The sequence below is a fragment of the Xenorhabdus sp. PB61.4 genome, from assembly GCF_963894935.1.
Taxonomy (GTDB): domain Bacteria; phylum Pseudomonadota; class Gammaproteobacteria; order Enterobacterales; family Enterobacteriaceae; genus Xenorhabdus; species Xenorhabdus stockiae.
This window is the reverse complement of the sequence record NZ_CAWQJR010000106.1, coordinates 1-2,296: the sequence shown is the minus strand read 5'-3', so window position 1 is coordinate 2,296 and position 2,296 is coordinate 1. Positions and strand designations below refer to the sequence as shown.

Here is a 2,296-nt window from a genome sequence, read left to right as displayed (position 1 = left end):
AGTTTATTTTTTCCCTGAAAAAGCAAGAAAAAAGTCATACACAATAAGGACATTTATTGGTGAGTGCAAAATTGATCTTATTTTTTATATTGAGAGTTTTTAGAGGTTACCATAATAGTGATTCCTTTTCTCAGCCAGATAGAAATATTCATATGGGATTATCTGGAGATAAACGAGTTCCGAACTATCGGGATAGTTATCTGGGGACGCCAAGTGGAAAATTTAAGGTAATGCGTCGTGGAAGTCCATTAGAAGATATATTGTGAGGATAAAGGATGGGAACTCCCATAGAGAAATACGAAATTTTGCATAAGATAAATAAAGATGTTGCAGAATTTTTGTGGATAGCTATGAAAAAGGCAGCTAATGATGGTTTTGATATTATCGGTTGCCACATAGATATTTGTTATAAGGAAGATTTAATAGAAGATCGAAAATATTATATTGTGAGCTTTTATCCCAGAGAAGTAACGCCTGAGAATGCAATGGAATATGAGTTATTAGGTGATGACCTTAATGTTTATATTGATGCTAATACGAAAGAAATTGTTTTCGCTTGTGCAGGCGTATAATTAATTTAAGAACATTATTACCGTGATATAAAGAAAAAAGCCGGAAAGATCTCCGTGATCTTCCGGCTTTTTTCTTTTTTTAAGAGCCGCTCAGTGTCTGCTCTTAGCGGCTTTTGTATTCTCCAATCAGTTCCCGCATCCGCAGCTTAATCTCACTGAGCTGGTCTTGCTGGCGTCGGTACTGTTGCTTAATGGTGCGGGTGTCGTCGCTGTTAGGAATAAGCACCAAACAGCCATCCATGATTTTAACAGTCAGTGTGCCACCAATCTCAAATCCAGCCTGCTTAAGCCATTGCCCTTTCAGGTGGATCGCTGGCGGGGCACTGGCCTTGTCATTTTGCGGCACGTATCCCACGGTGTAATAACGTTCTGTTTTGGCGGCTTTATTTACCGCCCGGTTTTGCTTAGAATGCGTCTTAGCCATCATTCAACTCCTGTTTAGTTGCTTGTGGTGAGCATCGTGTTCGGGTGCTCGCCCGAATACGTTGCGTTAATCGTTTTTACTTCATCTTGGAAGACCAGCGTTCCGCTTCATACTTAATAATCATCCCTTCCAGCAGCTCTTTGATCACCTGCCGCTGTTCCGGCTGCATGTTGCTGATCGCCTGAAACTGTAGAGCCAAATTGCTATCAGGCTGTAAGTGGCCGGGGTAAAATAGGCGATGTCCCGCTGAAGGCCTTGCTCTGCGCGGGCTGGCGCTGCCCTACGGGTATGACTGCCTCGGAGCTGATGGCCCTTTGCCGGCCAGTGGTTGGATGAAGAGAGTAGTCTCCTCTATAAAGGTAATGAAAAAGGAGCTCGTGGGATTGGGGTGAATGTATTGAAAGAATTTAATAAAGAAATTATTGGAGAAAAATATCAAACCAGAATAGGTAATACGAAGAAATATAGCGATAAAAAACATATCATTGAGTGTAAAGGTAAAAAGAAAGGAGGGTAAATTATGTTGCCTTTTATTTACAAATATAAAGTTAATTCATTTTTTAGTAAAACAATATCGCCTTTGAATAATCATTTTCTATGTTATTATTCTGATGATGAAGAGTTTGAAAATGATAAGGAGCTATGTTTTAAAAATGAGTTTGATAGAGGATCTATTCAGGCAAGTTCATGGGATTTTCTGTTTAGGGAATATGTGCCTACAGAATATTGGAATGAAATGACAGAGTATTTCTTTAAAAGTGAAGGAATAAAAATAAAAGATCTAGATTATTATAATATTAGTTTGATTGCTAATAGAATGTTTTCAATTTTTGATATTAACATGGAGCTTTGTTCTTATAGAAAAGAGCTAACGAAGTTTTATTGTCATTATCAAGTAATAAATTACAATGGCAATGATATTATACGCCTTTCATTTTTGAAAAGATTATTAGGTGAAATGTGGATTTGGGATCTTACCTATAATAACTTGTCCATAATTAATAATGAGTTAATATATACGGGAGAAAATGGGGATTCCTATAATTTTCATGCTCTCATTGATCATTTGTGTAATATGATTAATTCATTTTCACTACCTGAATATCTTGTTAATATGCTTTTATATGTCAATAAGATGATGCATGAATGTATTGATTTGTTATTGGGTAAGAATGTAAAATATGATTTCAGATTTTATTATGCTAATGAAAAATATATTGATGCTAATTTTTTTTTAGATGCTTATGAAAACAACAAAGAAATGATTTTTAATGTGCTTAAAGATTGCACTCGTGACTCT

4 protein-coding genes and 1 pseudogene are annotated in these 2,296 nt (G+C 36.2%); 3 read left to right on the top strand and 2 right to left on the bottom strand.

Going from position 1 to position 2,296, the window contains the following annotated elements; translation table 11 throughout:
- Positions 1–275 precede the first annotated feature (275 nt).
- On the top strand, positions 276–572 hold the full coding sequence (locus tag AACX68_RS06290; RefSeq protein ID WP_228860831.1) for a hypothetical protein: 297 nt from the start codon (positions 276–278) through the stop codon (positions 570–572).
- 103 nt (positions 573–675) lie between these two features.
- Here AACX68_RS06290 and AACX68_RS06285 read toward each other — a convergent pair whose 3' ends face one another.
- Positions 676–996, bottom strand: coding sequence for a SymE family type I addiction module toxin (locus AACX68_RS06285; protein WP_228860830.1), 321 nt, complete (start codon positions 994–996; stop codon positions 676–678).
- A gap of 76 nt (positions 997–1,072) precedes the next feature.
- A pseudogene (locus AACX68_RS06280) lies at positions 1,073–1,213 on the bottom strand (helix-turn-helix domain-containing protein); the annotation flags it as partial.
- Between the two features lie 111 nt (positions 1,214–1,324).
- Here AACX68_RS06280 and AACX68_RS06275 point away from each other — a divergent pair.
- Together AACX68_RS06275 and AACX68_RS06270 are read left to right on the top strand one after the other, a co-directional pair.
- Positions 1,325–1,513, top strand: coding sequence for a hypothetical protein (locus tag AACX68_RS06275; RefSeq protein WP_228860829.1), 189 nt, complete (start codon positions 1,325–1,327; stop codon positions 1,511–1,513).
- A gap of 3 nt (positions 1,514–1,516) precedes the next feature.
- Positions 1,517–2,296 (top strand): hypothetical protein (locus tag AACX68_RS06270; protein ID WP_228860828.1); only part of this gene is annotated, 780 nt, incomplete at its 3' end.